The sequence below is a fragment of the Stenotrophomonas sp. YJH_SMC_10 genome (assembly GCF_059371555.1).
Genome location: NZ_JCAFUS010000001.1, coordinates 210,413 through 228,449 on the forward strand (window position 1 = coordinate 210,413; position 18,037 = coordinate 228,449).

Below are 18,037 nucleotides of genomic sequence, written 5' to 3' on the forward strand. Positions count from 1 at the left end.
TCACAGCGGTTGCCTCACCGGTAGTGCCGGCCGCTGGCCGGCATTGCCGTGATGGGGGCGTGCGTGTCTGCCGGCCAGCGGCCGGCACTACCGAAGGTCCCCCTCGATGGATGCGGACCGCGGTCCGCACGCTTTATAGTGTCGCCCATGAATAAACGGGCCAGGGGCGCAAAGCGCCCGCTCCTCTATCTATCCACTGCGCTGCTGGCCCTGGCCAGCAGTTCGGCGCTGGCCCTGGGCCTGGGCGACATCCGTGTCCTGTCCAAGCCGGGCCAGCCCCTGCTGGCCGAAATCCCGGTGGTCTCGGCCGATCCGTCCGAGCTGGAGAACCTGCGTGTCGCGCTGGCCTCTCCGGTCACCTTCGAACGCGTTGGCCTGCAGCGCCCGACCGGGCTGGTCAGCGAACTGCAGTTCGAGCTGACCCGCAACGCGCAGGGCAGGGCAGTGGTGCGGGTGACCTCGCAGACGCCGGTCGAGACGCCGTCGCTGAGCTTCCTGATCGAGGCCGACTGGGGCCAGGGCCGGCTGGTCCGCGAGTACTCGGCGCTGGTCGATGCACCCTCCAGTGCACTGGCGGTGGCCGAACCGGAAATCGTCGCGCCGGCCGGCAGCCTGTCCAACACCATCGCGCGCGAGCCGACCGCGGCGCCTGCCCCTGCGGACGACGCCCGCGCGCCTGCACCGTCCACCGCCGCTGCGCCGGTGCCCGCGCCGCGCCCCCGTGCAGCGGCTGCGCCGGTCACGGCGCCGGCGGCCGATGGCAGCGTCACCGTCCAGCGCGGGCAGACCCTGTCGCAGATCGCCAGCGCGGTGGCCCGCGGCAACCAGGTCAGCCGCGACCGCGCGATGATCGCCCTGCTGCGGGCCAACCCGGAAGCCTTCATCCGCGGCAACGTCAACCTGCTCAAACAGGGCGCCGTGCTGCGCATGCCCGGTAGCGATGCACTGGCGGCCGTCGATGCCGCCGAGGCCGCCGCGCTGGTGCGTGAGCATGCCGCACAGTGGCGGCAGGCGCGCACCGTGCCGCAACCGGCGGGCAGCGTCGCCCCGGCCGCCACGGCGGCGACCGCGACCGCTTCTTCCCCGGCTGCGGCCAATGGGGCACGACTTGAAATCGCTCCGGCGCTGGCCTCCGACGCCGCGCATGCGGGCACAACCACCGGCACTGCAGCCGGCAGCGAGGGTGACATGCTGGGCAACGAACAACTGCGCCAGGCACGCGAGGACATCGCGACCCGCGATGCCGAGATCGGCGAGCTCAAGCAGCGCGTGGCCGACCTGGAAAAACTCAAGGAACAGCAGCAGTCGCTGATCGCGATGAAGGACAACGACCTGGCCGCCGCGCAGCAGCGCCTGGCGCAGGCACCGGGTGCCCGCGATGCGGCAACACCGTGGTACTGGCTGGGGCTGCCGGTGCTGCTGCTGGCAGCCGGCGCGGCCTGGCTGCTGCGTCGACGCAAGCCGTCGCCGCTGCCGCCACTGCGCGAAGAAGACGATGCCGCCGGCCTGGCCGCTGCGGTTCCGGCGGGCGCCGCGCTGGATACACTGGCCGAGCAGTCCTCATGGTCCTCGGTGGCGACCGAGGGGGGCCGCCAGGAGCCGGCGATGCCGGCCTGGGCGACCGAGCGCGCGGCGCAGGATGAAGTGGCTGCCGCCTCCGCTGCCGACCTGGACGCACAGGCGGACTGGCAGGCGCAGACGCTGCGCGATGACGAGGTGGTGGCGCTGCCCGAGGCGGTGACCGAGCTGCCGCGCTGGGATGAGCCGGCGGCCACGCAGGACGACTCCGTGCCGGCCGACGACGTGCAGGATGAGCCGGTCGCGCACGCGGCCGCTGACGAGGTGGCCGTGCCGGACTACGCGCTGCACGCCGAGCAGCAGCCGCAGTTCCGCGGCGTGTTCGACCTGCCGGCCGAGCATCCTGGAAGCGAGGATGCGCCGGCGGTGCCGGAGGACGCGCCGGCCGCACCGGTGCATGAAGAAGGCACTGCTGCATCGGCCGGTGATGCCGGCTGGGCACCGCGGGCCGGGCAGGAGCGCCTGGAACTGGCCATCGCCTATCTCGACCTGGGCGATGCCCAGACCGCGCGTACGCTGCTGCAGGAAGTCGCCGACGGCGGCGACCTGCACTGCCAGGCCCAGGCCCGCGAACTGCTGGCCCGGCTGCCGTGACCGATTCCGCCCACAAGGACCCTGCCATGAGCCGCGAGCGCCGCATCGACTATGTTGAATTCGCCTCGACGGATCCTGCGGCCAGTCGCGCCTTTTTCGAGAAGGCGTTCGGCTGGTCGTTCGTCGACTACGGCAGCGACTACACCGCCTTCGACGACGGCCGCCTGCAGGGCGGCTTCTTCCGCGGCCAGCCACAGCGTGCCAGCGATAGCGGTGCGCCGCTGCTGGTGCTGTACGCCGACCAGCTTGCGCCGATCGAAGCGGCGGTGCGCGATGCCGGCGGTGAGATCGTGCGGCCGGTGTTTTCCTTCCCCGGGGGCAGCCGTTTCCAGTTCGTCGAGCCTGGTGGCAACGAACTGGCGGTCTGGTCCGAACGCGACCCGGCCTGAGCGCCGCCCCACCCGCAACATCGAGGTAGCACATGCGTTACGCGCTTGGCGTCGAGTACGACGGCAGCGATTTCAGGGGCTGGCAGAACCTGGGCGAGGGTGGCCCCAGCGTGCAGGCCAGCCTTGAGCAGGCGCTGTCATCGGTCGCAGACGCGCCGCTGCAGGTGGTCTGTGCTGGCCGCACCGACGCCGGCGTGCACGGCCAGTGCCAGGTCGTGCATTTCGATACGGACGTGGCGCGTGATCCGCGCGCCTGGATGCTGGGCACCACCACCCGCCTGCCACGCTCGATCGCGGTGCGCTGGTGCGTGCCGGTGGCCGACGACTTCCATGCCCGTTTCTCGGCGCGTGCGCGCCGCTACCGCTACCGCCTGCTCAACCGCGAGGTGCGGCCGGCGCTGCAGCGGCAGACGCTCAGCTGGGAGCGCCGCGCGCTGGACGAGACGCTGATGCACGCTGCCGGCCAGGCCCTGCTCGGCGAGAACGACTTCAGCGCGTTCCGCTCGGTGCAGTGCCAGGCGTTGCATGCGCGGCGCGAACTGCAGTCACTGCAGGTCACCCGCCAGGGCGAGGTGATCGAGGTCGCCGTGCAGGGCAATGCATTTCTTCATCACATGGTCCGCAATATCGTCGGATCGCTGATCCTGGTGGGCAGTGGCGAGAAGCCGGTGGAATGGATCGCCGAACTGCTGGCCGGGCGCGATCGCACCGTAGCCGGTCCCACCGCACCGCCGCAGGGCCTGGTGTTCCTTGGGCCCCTGTACCCCGACAACTGGCATCTGCCCGCCGAGGTCACGCTATGAGCCGCTCCTACTACCGCACGCGCATCAAGTTCTGTGGCATGACCCGGGCCGGCGACGTCCGCCTGGCCGGCGAACTGGGCGTGGACGCGGTGGGTTTCATCTTCGCCCGTGAAAGCAGCCGCCGGGTCGCCCCGGCCGAGGCACGCGCGATGCGCCAGGCGATCGCACCGATGGTCGACGTGGTGGCGCTGTTCCGCAACAACAGCAAGGAAGAGGTGCGCGAGGTGCTGCGCACGGTGCGCCCGACCCTGCTGCAGTTCCATGGCGAGGAAGACGAGAGCTTCTGCCGCAGCTTCAACATGCCCTACCTGAAGGCGATCGCCATGGGCGGGCGTGAAGAGATCAATGCCCGCACCCTGCAGCTGCGCTACCCCAGCGCCGCGGGCTTCCTGTTCGACAGCCACGCGCCGGGTGGCGGTGGCGGCACCGGCGTGGCGTTCGACTGGGGACGGATCCCGACCGGCCTGCATCGGCCGTTCCTGCTTGCCGGCGGCCTGAACCCGGAAAACGTCTACGACGCGGTGCTGGCCACCCTGCCGTGGGGCGTGGATGTCTCCAGTGGCATCGAGCTGGAGCCGGGGATCAAGGACGGCTACAGGATGCGCACCTTTGTCGAAGAAGTGCGTCGGGCCGATTGCGCGGTTCTGGAGTGATTGGCGTCACTATCTGCCGCGATTTGGACCTGGATTTGAGCCTGCACGCACTCTTCACATAGGATGGTCCCAAGCGCGCCTGCCATGAGGGCTGGCGCGGGGATCGACGGGACGCGCTCGGCGCGCCCCGAACGGGCGGCCGCCGCCCACAGCCCAGGAAGGCAAGCGATGCAGGAGTTTCTCACCGTCGTACTCGGTTACCCGACGCTGCCGTACAGCATTCTGCTGTTGGTGTCGGTGATGTATTGGGCGGTTGCGGCGTTCGGCCTGGTCGATGACGGTTTTGGCGATCTCGGCGCCGACGGCGCGCTCGAGGCGGGGACCGACCTCAGTGGCCTGTCGGCCATGCTGGCGCGTTGGGGCCTGGGTGGCGTCCCGATCATGGTGGTGGTCACCCTGCTGGGCCTGTTCGGCTGGCTCCTCACCTATTTCATCCATCTGTTCGTACTGCTGCCGCTGCCGGACCTGCTGCGCTGGGGCCTGGGGACGCTCGTGGCGGTGCTGGCACCGCTGCCAGCGGTACCGCTCACCGCGCTGATCCTGCGCCCGGTCCGGCGCTTCCTGCTGCGCCTGCGGCCGGTACCGCAGGCATCGCTGCTGGGCCGGGCCGGCGTGGTCGCATCGCCGAAGGTGGACGCACGCAGCGGTCATGCCACGGTCGATGATGGCGGCGCCGGGCTGGTGCTGCAGATCCGCAGCGACCTCGAACTGCAGCGTGGCGAGCGCATCGTGCTGGTCGAGCACGTGGCCGAAAAACACTATTACCGGGTGGTCCGCGCCGATGCGATCGCCCTCGATTTCCAGGACAACCTGCTTCCGGGCAACAAGGAGACTCATCAATGACGTTGGCATCCCTCTTACCGTTCCTGGCCGTCGCCGGCGGCCTGCTCGTCCTGCTGCTGGGCGTGGCCGGGCTGTTCAAGGCCTTCTACCGCAAGGTCGACCAGGGCGTGGCCCTGATCGTCAACGACATGAGCTCCACGCCCAAGGTGCACTTCACCGGTGCGCTGATCATCCCGGTGCTGTACCGCGCCGAGCTGATGCGGATCAGCCTGATCACCCTGCAGATCGACCGCCGTGGCAAGGAAGGCCTGATCTGCCGCGACAACATGCGTGCCGACATCGCCGTGGCCTTCTACCTGCGGGTGAACGAGACCCAGGCCGACGTGCTGCGCGTGGCCAAGGCCATCGGTGCCGACCGTGCGTCGGACAAGCATGCTGTCGATGAGCTGTTCAACGCCAAGTTCTCCGAAGCGTTGAAGACGGTCGGCAAGAAGTTCGACTTCACCGAACTGTTCGAGAAGCGCCAGGAGTTCCGCGACGAGATCATCGCGGTGATCGGCAACGACCTCAACGGCTATGTGCTGGAAGACGTGGCGATCGATTACCTGGAGCAGACCCCGAAGGCGCTGCTGGACCAGTTCAACATCCTTGACGCGCAGGGTATCCGCAAGATCACCGAGCTGACCGCCGCGCAGAACGTGGTGACCAACGAGCTGGAGCAGAACGAGAAGCTCGCCATCACCAAGAAGAACGTGGAAGCGCGTGAAGCGCTGCTGGCGCTGGAACGCCAGCAGGCCGAAGCCGAAGCACGCCAGAAGCGCGAGATCGAGACCATCCGCGCGCGCGAGGAGGCCGAGACCGCCAAGGTGCAGGAAGAGCAGCGCCAGCTGTCCGAGAACGCCCGCATCGAAGCACAGCAGCTGATCGAGATCCGCGACCAGAACCGCCTGCGCGAAGTGGAAGTGGCCGAGCAGAACCGCCAGCGTGCCGTGGCCATCGAGGCCGAGCGCGTGGAGCGCGCACGCCAGCTTGAGCAGGTCACCACCGACCGCGAAGTGCAGCTGCAGGGCGTGGAGCGCGACAAGGTGGTCGAGCAGGGCAAGATGGACGTGGCCAACATCACCCGCGAACGCATCTCCATCGACAAGACCGTGGCGCAGGAGGAAGAGCGCATCAAGGAAGTGCGCGAGGTCTCCGAGGCCGACCGCCAGAAGCAGGTGCTGATCCTGGAAGCCGAGGCCAAGGCACAGGAATCGCTGGTGCGCGAAGTGAAGGAAGCGCAGGCGCGCGAAACCGCCTCCAAGCACCGCGCAGTGGAACTGACCACGCTGGCCCAGGCCGAACACGAAGCGGCCGGCAAGCAGGCCGAAGCCAAGCGCCTGCTGGCCGATGCGCTGCGCGCCGAGCAGGCTGCGCCGGGCCTGGCCGAAGCGCAGGTGCGTGAAGCTTCGGCACTGGCCATCGAGAAGGTCGGCATCGCCGAGGCCCGCGTGATCGAAGCCAAGGCCGAAGCCAGCCTGAAGCAGGGCAGCAACGAAGCCCGCGTGCTGGCCGAGACCCTGCAGGCGCAGGCGCAGGGTGAGGAGAAGATGGGCCTGGCCCGTGCCACCGCCACCGAATCGCTGGGCAACGCCGAGGCCGGCGTGGTGCAGAAGAAGCTGCTGGCCGAGGCCGAAGGCCTGGTGCGCAAGTTCGAAGCCATCGCTTCGCTGAGCGACCAGGCACGTGGCCACGAAGAGTTCCGCATGATGCTGGACAACAGCCTGAAGCAGGCGCTGGCCTCGATCGAAGCCGGCAAGGAAGTCTCGCGCGAGAACGCCAACGTCATCGCCAGCGCGCTGCGCAACGCCGATATCGATCTGGTCGGTGGCGACGGCGGCATGTTCGAGAACCTGGTCAAGGCGGTGTCGCTGGGCAAGTCGATCGAAGGCTTTGCCGGCAAGAGCCCGATCGTGCAGGAGCTGATGCAGCGCTACCTGGGCGTGGCCGTGGCCGAACCGGCACCGCGCCAGATCGCCGAGGATGCCGACGCGGTGCCGACCGTGTCGGCCACCGTGGTCGACAGCGCCCGTTGATGCATCGGGCGGTGGCCGCTGCGGCCACCGCCCGCCCGCGCCGGCCGCAACCGCGGCCGTCCGCCCGTGAGCCGGAAGCCTGCTGATGTCTGAAACCCATCCGTCCGCCGAATCCACCGCGCCGGAGGCCGGCGGCAACACCGTCGACCAGGCCGTTGCCCAGGGTGGCGCCTATGAAGTCCTGCGGCGTCGCCTGGCCGAGCAGGGCCAGCGCCTGCAGGGCCTGGCCGAGACGCTCAACCGCCAGCGCCTGGCCGAGTTCGGCGACAGCCGCCTGGAAGTGGTCGGGCGTTTCCGTATCCGCAGCGAGAACAACTGCGTCGGCCGTGACATCGTGCAGGTGGGCCCGGACCGCCTGCTGTTCGGCTACAACGTGTTCATCGGGCTGAAGACCCAGACCCGCATCGAAGATGTGTTCGGCCTGTACCGGCTGGTGCAGGGCAGCGACGGCTACGACGTCGCTGCGCTGGAGCTGAAGGGCAGCTTCCTCGACCAGCCGGGCTTCGTGCACGATTTCAACGAGCTGTATGCCTACTACAAGCACGCACGCCTGCTGCAGCTGATCGTGGTGGGCGACAAGCTGCTGGCCTCGTTCCAGATCGGCGAGCGCAGCAGCGACGTGCGCGTGTTCCGCTGGGCGCTGTCGCGCGATGGCGAACTGACCTATCTGGATGCGCGCGGCGAGCGCGATATCGCACTGCCGCCGCCGTTCGACTTCGAATGGACCCGGGCGACCCGCGACCTGGCGGTCAACGGCCGCCATTCGCACCTGAACATCCTCGACACCCTGTTCGTGGAGACCACCGGCGGCGACCTCACCATCAAGGTCGAGAACAATACCGAGACCGGGCAGGGCATCTACAGCGAACCGGTCGAGGACAGCACGCAGTCGCTGGACGACGCCCAGTTCGAGTTCGCCCGGGTCGGTTCGCTGGTGCTGTTGAAGGTGCTGCCATACCGCGAGACAGAGTGGCGCGGGCTGATCTACAACACGCTGACCGGCGGCATCGTGCGCAACGATGCGATCGTGCAGGCCTGCGTGCAGCTGCCCGAAGACCACGGCGTGATCTTCCCGGGTGGCTATTACCTGCAGGGCGGCGAGCACAAGGCATTCGACGCCTCGATGGCCGGGATGCAGTTCAAGCGCAGCATCCGTTCACCGAATGGCGAGGACGTGCTGTACATCTTTTATGAGCGCGAGGGCGGGCGCTCGGCGCTGTTCGTCTACAACACCATCCAGCGCGTGCTGCAGAACCCGGTGTTCGGCCATGGCTACGCCTTGATGCAGGACGGGCGCATGGTGCTGTTCCATGCCGAAGGCAGCGAACCGACCCGCATCCATCCGATGCAGGTCTGGCAGACCCCGTTCAGCAGTGATGAGTTTGCCGCCAGCCGACCGCCCGGCAACACCTTCATGGGCCGCATCGGCAATGCCGAACTGGTGCGCGGCATTTCCAACCTGTTCAACCTGGCGCGCGAGATTGATGGCCAGGATGTGTCGGTGCAGCGCTACCAGCGCCTGGTGGCCGACACCCGGCGCCTGTTCGATGCCCACCACTGGTTGGGTGACGCGGCCTGCGATGGCGCCGAGGCGCTGCTGCGGCAGATCAGCGCCACCGGCGAATCGGTGCTGGACGAGTACGAGAAGGTGCAGTCGATCCGACAGCAGTCGGCGCAGGCGATGGTCGAGGCAGAGGCCGCGCACAAGGCGCTGCTGGGCCGGCTGCAGCCGCAGAACTGGAACGAGGTGCAGGCCTTCGTCGAGGCCCTCAATGCGATCACCGCATTGCGCGGACGGCTGCTGACCATCCGCGAGCTGCGCTACATCGACACCGCGCGTATCGAGACGATGACGGCCGAGCTGGTGGAGGCGCAGGATCATGTCGGCGCCGCCACGGGTGACTTCCTCGCCGGCGATGCCGCGCTGATGCCGCTGACCACGCGCCTGCAGGCGCTGGATGAAGCTGCGCAGCAGGCGCAGAGTGCCCGCCAGCTGGATGAGCAGCTGGAGGGGCTGCGCGGGATGGCGGCCGATCTGGATATGCTGTCCGAACTGATGGCCGGCCTGAAGGTGGACGATGCCACCGCCCGCACCCGCGTGGTCGAGTCCATTTCGGTGCTGTACGGTCGCCTCAACCAGGCCCGCGCGCGTGCCGATCAGCGCCGCAGGTCGCTCGGTTCGGCCGAGGCCGTGGCGCAGTTCGCCGCACAGTTCGCACTGTTCTCGCAGTCGATCACCAGCGCGCTGGCGCTGGCCACGGATCCGGAGCGTGCCGACGAGCAGCTGTCTCGCCTGCTGGTGCAGCTGGAGGAGCTGGAGAGCCAGTTCGGCGAACACGAGCAGTTCCTCGGCGACATCCTAAGCAAGCGCGAAGAGCTGGTTGAAGCCTTCGAAACGCACAAGCAGGCACTGCTGGATGACCGCCAGCGCAAGGCACGTTCGGTGCTGGATGCAGCCAGCCGCATCCTCGATGGCCTGGCCAAGCGCACCGAGCGCTTCGCCACCGCCGATGAGCTCAATGCGTTCTTTGCCGGCGATCCGCTGATCCTCAAGCTGCGTGAGCTGGCCGAACGCCTGCGCGCGTTGCATGACAACGTCAAGGCCGACGACATCGAAGCACGCCTGAAGGGCGTGCGTGACCAGGCGGTGCGCCAGCTGCGTGACCGCAGTGATCTGTACGAAGCAGGCGGCAACGTGGTGCGGCTGGGGCCGCGTCATCGCTTCAGCGTCAACACCCAGGCCCTGGACCTGACCCTGCTGCCGCGTGGTGACACGCTGGCGATCCATCTGACCGGCACCGATTTCCTGGAGGCCCTGCACGATCCGGAGCTGGATGCGCTGAAGCCGTTCTGGCCGGTCACCCTGGACTCCGAATCACCTGCACTGTATCGCGGCGAGTATCTGGCCGGCAGCCTGTTGATGGCCGCGCAGGAGGGGAGCGACGGCCTTGATCTGGCCACGCTGCAGCACGACGTCGCCACGCCCGAAGCACTGGACCAGCGCGTGCGTGCGTTCGCCGCACCGCGCTACCGCGAAGGCTACGAGCGCGGCATCCATGACCATGATGCCGCGCTGATCCTGCGTGCGTTGCTGCCGTTGCAGCAGGCGGCCGGCAGCCTGCGCCATGCACCGCGGGTGCGTGCGCTGGCGGTACTGTTCTGGGCTGCCGAGCAGCGGCACGAAGCGGTGGCGCAATGGCCGGCCCGCCAGATGGGGGCTGAAGCGCTGGCACGGCTGCTGGGGTCCGACGAAGGGCGCCTGGCGTTGCGTGCGGAAATGGCCGAGGCACTGCTGGCGTATGCGCAATCCCACGCGTTGCCGTTCGATGCCGATGCCGCAGAGGCCGCGGCCGCCTATCTGGGCGAGGAACTGGCGGCCGGCGAGCCGGTGTTCAGCAGCAGCCGCCATGCGGTAGCGCTGCTGGAGGCACTGGCTCGGCAGCTGGAACAGGCCGGGCAACGCGAGGCGGTCGAACGCGCCCTGCAGCGCAGCCAGGATCCGCTGGCCACGCGCTGGGCGCTGGCCGGGCAGTGGCTGCGGGCGCTGGCGCGGATGCCGGCGCATGCCCCGCATGCCGGCTATGTCGACGAGGCTGCAGCACTGCTGCTGGTGCAGCGTCAACTGCGCACCCGTGCCAGCGACGCCGCGCTGCAGGCGGAGGTCAGTGGCCTGCTGGGTGAACACGCCCGCATCAGCAACGGCACGCTGGTGGTATCGCTGGATGATTTCCTGGCGCGCCTGAAGCAGCACCTGCGTCATTTCGTGCCAGCGTTCCATGCCTATCAGGCGCTGCGCCAGGGCATCATCGGCCGCGAGCGCGAGACCCTGCGGCTTTCCGAGTTCAAGGCGCGGCCGCTGTCCTCGTTCGTACGCAACAAGCTGATCAACGATGTCTACCTGGGCGTGATCGGTGACAACCTGGCCAAGCAGATGGGTACGGTCGGCGAGAACAAGCGCAGCGACCTGATGGGCCTGCTGATGATGATTTCGCCGCCCGGCTACGGCAAGACCACGCTGATGGAATACGTGGCGCACCGCCTGGGCCTGGTCTTCATGAAGATCAACGGCCCGGCGCTGGGTCACGAGGTGCGCTCGCTGGACCCGGCCCAGGCACCGGACGCGACCTCGCGGCAGGAGCTGGAGAAACTCAACCTGGCGCTGGAAATGGGCAACAACACCATGCTGTATGTGGACGACATCCAGCACACCCATCCCGAGTTCCTGCAGAAGTTCATCTCGCTGTGCGATGGCACCCGCCGTATCGAGGGTGTGTGGCGCGGTCGCACCCGTACGTACGACATGCGTGGCAAGAAGTTCTGCGTGGTGATGGCCGGCAACCCGTACACCGAGTCCGGCGAGGTGTTCAAGATCCCGGACATGCTGGCCAACCGTGCCGACATCTACAACCTGGGTGATGTGCTCGGTGGCATGGAGGCGGCCTTTACCCTCAGCTACATCGAGAACAGCCTGACCTCCAACCCGGTGCTGGCGCCGCTGGCTACGCGCGACATGGCTGACCTGTACACGCTGGTCGACCGGGCGATGGGCAAGGAGGTCTCGACCAACAGCCTCAGCCACGCCTACAGCAGCGCGGAGATCAACGAAATCACCGCCACCCTGCAGCGCATGCTGCGCGTGCGCGACGTGGTCTACCGCGTCAACCAGCAGTACATCGCCAGTGCCGCGCAGGACGACCGCTACCGCACCGAGCCGCCGTTCCGGCTGCAGGGTAGCTACCGCAACATGAACAAGCTGGCCGAGAAGATCTCGCCGGTGATGAACGAGGACGAGCTGCAGCAGTTGATCTCCGACCACTACCTGGGCGAGGCACAGCTGCTGACTACCGGCGCCGAAGAAAACCTGCTGAAGCTGGCCGAACTGCGCGGCGTGCTGGACGACACGCAGGCGCAACGCTGGACGCAGATCAAGCGCGACTTCCTGCGCAACAAGGCCCTGGGGGCCGACGACAGCGATGTCGGCGGGCGCGTGGTCGCGCAGCTGGCCGACATCGCCGCCGCCCTGCAGCTTCCACCGCCGGTGCCGGAAGCGCTTGCCGTTGCCGACCCGGCACCGTGGCCGGCGTTGCTGGAGGCCCTGCATCGTCTTTCTGAAACACGTCCGGCCGCCGCGCCGGTGCCGGTCGCGGCAGCCACCAGTGTGCCGACGACGCTCCTGGCCGACGACCTGCAGGCTGGCCTGGCACCGTTGGTGGAACTGTTGGCGGCATCGCAGGCGCAGCAGGCACAGGTGTCGCAGACCCTGGCCGCGTTCGCCGGCTGGGCGCGGCAGCAGGTCGAGCGTGGGGTGCCGAACAGTGCGGTGGCGCAGCGTGCGCGTGTGCGCCGTGCCACGACGCCGGAGGAGCGCGCGCTGGATGAGGCCCTGATGCGTCACTTCTACGGCGAGTCGTTGCCGCCGGACGACAGTGAGGAGATTCCAGCAACGACACCGCAGCCGCCGCCGCTGCCGTGACCATGCAGGCGCCACTGCCGCCACCGAGCTTGCCGGACACGGCCGATGTCGCCGTGCTGGCCACCTATGGTGCGCCGTTGCTGCAGGCGCTGGCGCGGCGCGAAACAGCGTTGCCGCCGGGCGCGGGCGCAGGCCTGGTGGCCGCACTGGCACGCATCGCGCTGGCCCTGCAGGCCGATAACCTGGCGCAGATCCGGCGGCATGCGGGCTGGTGGGGCCGCCTGCTGGGGCGCGATGTCGATCGCGAGGCGGAAGCACGTGCGCTGCAGTCGCAACTGGGCGTGCTGGCCCTGCAGGCGCGCGAGCAGGCCCAGCAGCTGCAGCTGCAGCTGCAGCTGCGGGCCATGGCCATTGCCGGACATTCAGCGGCGGCCGCAGCGCTGGACGCCTGGGTCGAGCTGGCAGCGGTGCGGCTGGCGTCGCTGGATATCGCCGGCCAGGCCGCGCTGTCGCAACGGCTCGATCATCTGCGCCGGCTGGCCACGCTGCGCCGTCTCGAGGCCGGCCAGTGGCAGCTCCTGCAGGACCAGGACAACGTGCTGCTGCAACGCTTCGCACGCATCCATGACTTCCTGTTGCCAGCCTGGCGGCAGGCCGCTGCGGCGGGCCAGGCTGCGGCCGGCGCCACATTGGCGGCGAAGGCCGCCACGCTGCACGCACAGATCGATGACGAGGTCGCGGCGGCTCAGGCTAGACTGCCTTGAGCCGGCCGCCGCTGCCGCTTACCCAACTGCAAGGAGACTGCCCGATGACCCAGGACAGCCAGACCCCCGGTGCCCTCGTGCCCGGCACGACCACCGCCGCTCCGCTCGATGAAGGCGTATTGCAGGCGCTTGGCCTGGTCCGCGAGGATCTGCCGCGCATCGCCGAGATCCGTCTGGAGCTGGATGACCTGCGCCCGGGCAACCTGCAGGTCTTCGGTCGCGAAGCGGCCACGCGCACCGCAGCGTTTTCCAGCCAGTTGCTGGACCAGGTGCGCAATCGTGACCTCGATGCCAGCGGCGAGAAACTGGGCGAAGTGGTGCGCATCGCGCGCAGCCTGAAGCTGGACGGCTTCGCGCAGCGGTCGAAGGTGCCGGTGATCGGTGGCCTGATCGACCGCCTGCGCGTATCCAAGGGCGAGCTGGTGCAGAAGTTCAGCGACACCAATGCGCAGATCGAGCAGCTGCTGGGTGATGTCGGTGTGCAGCAGGCGTTGATGGGCAAGCGCGTGGGCGAGTTCGACCGCATGCACGACATCGTCCGCGAAGAACGGCATGCGCTGGGCCTGTATGCTGCGGCCGGCAAGCAGCGCCTGGCCGAACTGCAGGCCGAGCAGCAGGCCGGGCAGGGCAGTGAGGATCCGCAGCAGCGCATCCGCCAGGGCGAAGTCGACAACGCGATCCGCCTCCTCGAAAAGCGCGTGTCCGACCTGCAGCTGATGCAGCATGCGGCCGACCAGTCGCTGCCGATGATCCGCCTGATCCAGGCCAACGCGCTGCAGCTGATCGAGAAATTCAACACGGTGCGCGAGATCACCATCCCGTCGTGGAAGCGCCAGTTCGCCATCCAGCTTTCGCTGGGTGAGCAGAAGGCCGCGGTCGAGCTGTCCACCGCCATCGACGATGCCACCAACGAGCTGATGCGCCGCAACGCCGACCTGCTGCGCCAGGCCTCGGTCGATACCGCACGCAGCAACCAGCGCGGCGTGATCGACGTGGCCACGCTGCGCCACGTGCACGACCAGTTGATCGCCACGGTCGAGGAAGTGCGCAGCATCCATCGCGAAGGAATGCAGCAGCGGCAGCAGGCCGAAGTCGAGCTGTCGCGCCTGCGCGAAGACCTGCAGCAGCGACTGGCCACCCCGACTGCCAGCTGAAAAAAGGGGACGGAGGGAATTAAGTCGTTTGTGCCACTTGCGACTTAATCCCCTCCGTCCCCTTTTTGTTGTCAGCGCAGTTGCGCGACCACCCAATCGGCCAGCGCGTCCACGCGCACATCTGCCGGTCCATCCGGCCGTGCCAGCACCCAGAAGCCACCGGTGGCGGAAAATCCCCACGGGGCGATCAGCCGTCCCGCGGCGAGGTCCTCGGCCACCAGCGGCTCTGGCGCGATCGCCGGGCCCAGCCCGGCCACTGCTGCCTCCAGAAGGTAGTACAGGTGCTCGAAGGCAGTACCCAGCTGCAGCTTCGACACGTCCAGACCCTGTGCCTGCGCCCACGCTGGCCACGCCTGCGGTCGTGAGCTCGTGTGCAGCAGCGTCTCCTGCAGCAGTGCCGAGGGCGGTACATGTCGCAGGCGCTGCGCGGCCGGATGCGATGGCGCCACCACCACGCCAACCCGTTCCGGCGCCAGTTCACGCACCTGCCAGCCGCGCGGCCACGGCCCCTGCGCCAGCAGCAGCACCGCATCCAGCGCTGCCTGCGCCTCGGTGAAGCTGCCATCCAGTGCCGACCACTGCAGGCGCACGCCGGGCAGGGCGGCCTGCAGCGCGGGCAGGCGCGGGATCATCCAGCGGGCCAGCACGCTGCCACTGCAGCCCAGCACCAGCGCCGGGGCCGCCGCCGGTCGCCGCAGCTCCCGCACGCAGTCTTCGATGCCGCTGAACGCGTCGCTGCATGCTGCCTGCAGGCGCGTGCCCGCAGCGGTCAGGCGCAGGCCACGACCGGCGCGCTGGAACAGCGCCAGGCCGAGGTGGTCTTCCAGCAGTTTCAGCTGCCGGCTGACCGCGCCGTGGGTGACATGCAGGTCCTGCGCGGCGCGGCCAACGCCGCCCAGGCGGGCGGTGGCCTCGAACGCGCGCAGCGCATTGAGCGGTGGCAGCAGGGAACGGATCATGTGAGATTTCCTGACGGTATGCGCCAGATAATATCCATTTTCCGGTCATGAACCGTGCGCTAGAGTATCCACCTGTCTCGAACCAGCGGTCGCTTCCATGTCTGCCTCCCCCATTGCCGACTACCACGCCTTCCCGGATGCCCACGGCCATTTCGGCCGCTACGGTGGCAGCTTCGTCGCCGAAACCCTGGTCGGCCCGCTGCAGGAACTCGCCCAGGCCTATGACCAGGCCCGCCAGGACCCGGCGTTCCAGGCGGCCTACGACCGCGACCTGGCCCACTACGTGGGCCGGCCGAGCCCGATCTACCACGCCCAGCGTCTGAGCGACCATGTGGGCGGTGCGCAGATCCTGCTCAAGCGCGAAGACCTGAACCACACCGGCGCGCACAAGATCAACAACACCATCGGCCAGGCGCTGCTGGCGGCGCGGATGGGCAAGAAGCGCATCATCGCCGAGACCGGTGCCGGCCAGCACGGCGTGGCCAGCGCCACCGTTGCCGCGCGGCTGGGCCTGGAGTGCGTGGTGTACATGGGCGCCACCGACATCGAGCGGCAGAAGATCAACGTCTACCGCATGAAGCTGCTCGGCGCGACGGTGGTGCCGGTCACTTCCGGTTCGGCCACGTTGAAGGATGCGCTCAACGAAGCGATGCGCGACTGGGTGACCAACGTGCAGGACACCTTCTACATCATCGGTACGGTCGCCGGCCCGGATCCCTATCCGCGCATGGTGCGCGACTTCAATGCCATCGTCGGCCGCGAAGCACGCGAGCAGATGCTGGCCGAGTATGGCCGCCTGCCCGATGCGATCACCGCCTGCGTCGGCGGCGGCAGCAATGCCATCGGCCTGTTCCATGCCTTCCTCAACGACCGCCAGGTCGAGATCGTCGGTGCCGAGGCCGCCGGTGACGGCATCAGCACCGGGCGCCACGCCGCATCGATCGCTGCCGGTCGCCCGGGCGTGCTGCATGGCAACCGCACCTATGTGCTGTGCGACGACGATGGCCAGATCATCGAAACCCACTCGGTGTCGGCCGGCCTGGACTATCCGGGCGTCGGCCCGGAGCACGCGTTCCTGGCCGACACCGGCCGCGCCCGCTATCTCGGCATCACCGATGACGAAGCGCTGCAGGCGTTCCACCTGCTGGCGCATACCGAGGGCATCCTGCCGGCACTGGAGTCCAGCCATGCGCTGGCGCAGGCGATCAAGCTGGCGCGCGAGCGTCCGCGTGACCAGATCGTGCTGTGCAATCTGTCCGGCCGTGGCGACAAGGACGTGCACACCATCGCCGCGCGCGAAGGGCTGGTGCTGTGAGCGCGTTGCTGCGCAACAGTGGCGTGCTGCTGCTGGCGCTGGGGTTGGCCGCGTGCCAGCCGCCGGAACCGCCGGTGCTGGCGCCGGCCGCCAAGGCCACCACGCAGCCGGCACAGCAGCCGGCCGCCAACGACGACCTCGACCCGATCGCACGCACGCCGATTGTCGATCCGCCACCGGTGGAAGGCACGGACGGCGATGATGCGCCCGCGGTGGCCTCAGTGGCGCTGGACCATGCCGGCGAGGTGCTGATCGGCCAGCACATGAGCGATCTGCAGGCCCTCGGGCCGTGGACGGCACAGGGCGCCGTCGAAGCCATGGGCGGCAGTTGCGAGTACTACGACGGCAAGGGGCTGCCGCCTGGCGTGTCGATGATGACCGATGAAGATCGCGTCGTCCGTTTCGACCTCGGACGGGATCCGGAGAGCGGCGCGCCCACGCCGCAGCCCGGTCCGTTCGGCCTGCGCGTCGGCATGACCCGCGCCCAGGCCATGGCCCAGTTCCCGAGGCCGCCGGTATCCAGCCCGCATGCCTACGACGGTGACCAGGGCGAGTACCTCACCTGGCAGGACCCCGGTTCGGACCTGGGTATCCGCGTGGAACTGTTTGAAGGGAAGGTTACCCGGATGTACTGGGGAACCAGCGATGCGATTGAACTGATTGAAGGATGTGCCTGAAATGTCCGTAGCCCGACTCGATGCCTGTTTCCAGCGTCTGCGCGAACAGCAGCGCAAGGCGCTGATCCCCTTCGTCACGGCCGGTGATCCCTCGCTGGAGGCCACCGTGCCGGTCATGCACGCGCTGGTCGAGGCCGGTGCCGACGTGATCGAACTGGGCGTGCCGTTCTCCGACCCGATGGCCGACGGCCCGACCATCCAGCGCAGCTCCGAGCGCGCGCTGGCCCGCGGTGCAGGCAGCCGCTACGTCCTGCAGGCCGTGGCGCAGTTCCGCGAGCGCGATGCGCAGACCCCGGTGGTGCTGATGGGCTACCTGAACCCGGTGGAGATCCACGGCTACGCGGCCTTCGCCAAGGCCGCCGTCGACGCCGGCGTGGACGGCGTGCTGCTGGTCGACCTGCCGCCGGAAGAGGCGGGCGAGGCCCAGCAGGCGTTCGACGCCGCCGGCCTTGCGCTGGTCCTGCTGGCATCGCCGACCACCAGCGAAGCACGTGCCGACAAGCTGCTGGCGCTGGCCCGTGGCTATCTCTACTACGTCAGCTTTGCCGGTGTCACCGGCGCGTCCGAGCGCCTGGACAGCGATGCCGCCAGTGCCCGCCTGCAGGCGTTGCGCGCGCGCGCGTCGGTGCCGGTGGTGGCGGGCTTCGGCATCAAGGATGCCGCCAGTGCCGCAGCCATGGCCCGGCAGGCGGACGGCGTGGTGGTGGGCAGCGCGCTGGTGGCGGCGCTGGCCGAAGCGGGCTCGGCTGAAGAGGCCGCGCAGCGTGCCCGCGCTTTCCTGGCCCCGCTGCGGCAGGCGCTGGACGCGTAATGGTCGTGCCGGCCACCGGCCGGCATCCTCCTGAGGGCGCGCGTGCAAGGGCTGCCGGCCAGCGGCCGG

13 protein-coding genes are annotated in these 18,037 nt (G+C 68.7%); 12 read left to right on the forward strand and 1 reads right to left on the reverse strand.

The genetic code is table 11. The features are described from left to right. Window positions 1-147: 147 nt before the first annotated feature. The 9 genes from AC5P9C_RS00940 to AC5P9C_RS00980 all read left to right on the forward strand — a co-directional run bounded on the left by AC5P9C_RS00940 (window position 148) and on the right by AC5P9C_RS00980 (window position 14,206). Window positions 148-2,172 (forward strand): FimV/HubP family polar landmark protein, encoded by a 2,025-nt coding sequence (locus AC5P9C_RS00940; RefSeq protein ID WP_182067576.1) that lies wholly within the window; start codon window positions 148-150, stop codon window positions 2,170-2,172. Window positions 2,173-2,198: 26 nt separating this feature from the next. Beyond that, window positions 2,199-2,561: a VOC family protein gene (locus AC5P9C_RS00945; protein WP_049470645.1), complete on the forward strand. Its 363-nt coding sequence runs from the start codon at window positions 2,199-2,201 to the stop codon at window positions 2,559-2,561. Window positions 2,562-2,593: 32 nt separating this feature from the next. Continuing rightward, a complete protein-coding gene (gene truA / locus AC5P9C_RS00950; RefSeq protein WP_053460959.1) occupies window positions 2,594-3,364 on the forward strand; it encodes a tRNA pseudouridine(38-40) synthase TruA in 771 nt (256 codons plus the stop codon). Then, a complete protein-coding gene (locus AC5P9C_RS00955; RefSeq protein WP_049414718.1) occupies window positions 3,361-4,017 on the forward strand; it encodes a phosphoribosylanthranilate isomerase in 657 nt (218 codons plus the stop codon). Before truA ends, AC5P9C_RS00955 begins: the two co-directional genes overlap by 4 nt. Window positions 4,018-4,185: 168 nt before the next feature. Continuing rightward, complete coding sequence (locus tag AC5P9C_RS00960) at window positions 4,186-4,860, forward strand: hypothetical protein (protein WP_057493225.1); 675 nt, start codon at window positions 4,186-4,188, stop codon at window positions 4,858-4,860. After that, a complete protein-coding gene (locus AC5P9C_RS00965) occupies window positions 4,857-6,875 on the forward strand; it encodes a hypothetical protein (protein WP_053460957.1) in 2,019 nt (672 codons plus the stop codon). Before AC5P9C_RS00960 ends, AC5P9C_RS00965 begins: the two co-directional genes overlap by 4 nt. 85 nt (window positions 6,876-6,960) lie before the next feature. After that, the gene (locus AC5P9C_RS00970) at window positions 6,961-12,348 is read left to right on the forward strand and encodes a DNA repair ATPase (protein WP_182067575.1); all 5,388 of its coding nucleotides are present in this window, start codon (window positions 6,961-6,963) and stop codon (window positions 12,346-12,348) included. A 2-nt stretch (window positions 12,349-12,350) separates the two neighbouring features. Next, window positions 12,351-13,052: a hypothetical protein gene (locus tag AC5P9C_RS00975; protein WP_414615253.1), complete on the forward strand. Its 702-nt coding sequence runs from the start codon at window positions 12,351-12,353 to the stop codon at window positions 13,050-13,052. A 44-nt stretch (window positions 13,053-13,096) separates the two neighbouring features. Then, complete coding sequence (locus tag AC5P9C_RS00980) at window positions 13,097-14,206, forward strand: toxic anion resistance protein (RefSeq protein ID WP_182067573.1); 1,110 nt, start codon at window positions 13,097-13,099, stop codon at window positions 14,204-14,206. 71 nt (window positions 14,207-14,277) lie between these two features. Here the strand turns inward: AC5P9C_RS00980 and AC5P9C_RS00985 are convergent, their stop codons facing one another. Then, a complete protein-coding gene (locus AC5P9C_RS00985; protein ID WP_182067572.1) occupies window positions 14,278-15,165 on the reverse strand; it encodes a LysR family transcriptional regulator in 888 nt (295 codons plus the stop codon). 97 nt (window positions 15,166-15,262) lie between these two features. Here AC5P9C_RS00985 and trpB point away from each other — a divergent pair, with 97 nt between their 5' ends. From trpB to trpA, 3 genes are read left to right on the forward strand one after another with little or no spacing between them, the layout of a single operon-like run. Next, window positions 15,263-16,480: a tryptophan synthase subunit beta gene (trpB, locus tag AC5P9C_RS00990; RefSeq protein WP_053460952.1), complete on the forward strand. Its 1,218-nt coding sequence runs from the start codon at window positions 15,263-15,265 to the stop codon at window positions 16,478-16,480. Continuing rightward, window positions 16,477-17,157: a hypothetical protein gene (locus AC5P9C_RS00995; protein ID WP_182067571.1), complete on the forward strand. Its 681-nt coding sequence runs from the start codon at window positions 16,477-16,479 to the stop codon at window positions 17,155-17,157. The genes trpB and AC5P9C_RS00995 overlap by 4 nt, the downstream gene beginning before the upstream one ends. 1 nt (window position 17,158) lies before the next feature. Continuing rightward, entirely contained in the window at window positions 17,159-17,968 is an 810-nt protein-coding gene (gene trpA, locus AC5P9C_RS01000; protein ID WP_343542169.1) for a tryptophan synthase subunit alpha, read from the forward strand. Window positions 17,969-18,037 lie beyond the last annotated feature (69 nt).